Origin of the sequence: Cellulomonas septica, from assembly GCF_012396155.1 — a bacterium.
GTDB classification, from domain to species: Bacteria; Actinomycetota; Actinomycetes; order Actinomycetales; family Cellulomonadaceae; genus Cellulomonas; species Cellulomonas septica.
Window position 1 is genome coordinate 1 of the sequence record NZ_JAAXOY010000748.1, and the last position, 1,583, is coordinate 1,583.

Consider the following 1,583-nt stretch of genomic DNA (forward strand, 5'->3'; position numbering starts at 1 on the left):
CGCGCCCTGCCGCCGTCCGAGCACGCCACTCCTCAGGAGGTTCGTCAGCCATGACCCGCACCGACCACGCCGCCGTCCCCGTCCCCGCCCGCCGGACCACGCTGCGCGAGCTGTTCGACGCGCCCGGCCTGGTGCGGATCGTCGGCGCGCACAACCCGCTCGGCGCCCGGCTCGCGGAACGCGCGGGCTTCGACGGCGTGTGGGCGAGCGGCCTGGAGGTGTCGGCGTCGCAGGGGGTGCCGGACGCCGACATCCTCACGATGAGCGACCTGCTGAGCGTGTCCGCGTCGATGGCGTCGGCGGTGCGCATCCCCGTCGTCTCCGACTGCGACGCCGGCTACGGCAACGTCCCGCAGGTCATGCACATGGTGCGCCGGTACGAGGCCGCCGGGATCTCGGCGGTGACGATCGAGGACAAGCTCTTCCCGAAGATGAACAGCTTCGTCGCGAGCAACCAGAGCCTGCTCCCGGTCGAGGCGTTCTGCGGCAAGATCTCCGCGGCCGCCGCGGCGCGGACGGGCGACCTGCTCGTGATCGCGCGCATCGAGGCGCTCATCGCGGGGCACGACCTGGACGAGGCGCTGTCCCGGGCGCACGCGTACGAGGCGGCGGGTGCGGACGCGGTCCTCATCCACGCCAAGGACCGCTCGCCCGACGTCGTGCTCGAGTTCCTCGAGCGCTGGTCGTCGCCGCTGCCCGTCGTCGTCGTGCCGACGACGTACCACACGGTCACCGCGGCGGAGCTCGAGGACGCCGGCGCGAAGATGGTCGTGTACGCGAACCACGGGCTGCGCGCGCTCATCACGGCGGTGTCGCAGACCTTCTCGTCGATCCTGCGCGACGGCCGCACGTCGCGGTTCGAGGACGACATCGCGACGGTCGAGGACGTCTTCGAGCTCCAGGGCCTGCGGGACATGCTCGACGAGGAGCGCCGGCACGACGCCGCGGGCGTCGAGCACGCGCTCGCCGCCGCGCCGCTGGCGAACCGCTCGTGACGACGCTCGTCGACGCGCCCGCGGTGCTCGAGGCCGACGCGTTCCTCGACGTCCTCGCGGCGCGCGGGCTCGGGCCGGTCGTGGGGGTGCCGTGCTCGTTCCTCGCACCCGCGATCCGGCGGATGGAGGACGGCGCGGACGTCGAGTACCTGGCCGCGGCGAACGAGGGCGAGGCGGTCGCGATCGCCGTCGGCGCGCGGCTGGGCGGGCGGCGGCCCGTCGTCGTCATGCAGAACTCCGGGCTCGGCAACGCCGTCAACCCGCTGACGTCGCTCGCGAGCACGCTCGAGGTGCCCGTGCTGCTGCTCGTGACGTGGCGCGGCGAGCCCGGCTTCCCCGACGAGCCGCAGCACCGGCTCATGGGGGAGATCACGCCCGACCTGCTCGACGCGATGGGCGTGCGGCACGAGATCCTCCCGTCCGACCGGGTGCTGCTCGGGGAGCGCGTCGACGAGGCGCTGCGTCACCTCGACGCGACGGGCCGGCCGTTCGCGTTCGTCGTGCGCAAAGGCACGTTCGAGAAGGCCGTGCCGCGACCGCCCGCGGACGACGACGGCGGCGCGGGCCGTCCGCCGCTGCGCGCCGAGG

General features: G+C 74.1%; 2 protein-coding genes. Both read left to right on the forward strand.

Annotated features, from left to right (window positions below; translation table 11 throughout):
- The first annotated feature begins 50 nt into the window (after positions 1 to 50).
- Positions 51 to 995, forward strand: coding sequence for an isocitrate lyase/phosphoenolpyruvate mutase family protein (locus HGA02_RS18795; protein WP_168680853.1), 945 nt, complete (start codon positions 51 to 53; stop codon positions 993 to 995).
- Positions 992 to 1,583 (forward strand): thiamine pyrophosphate-binding protein (locus HGA02_RS18800; protein WP_210728804.1); only part of this gene is annotated, 592 nt, incomplete at its 3' end. The genes HGA02_RS18795 and HGA02_RS18800, both read left to right, overlap by 4 nt.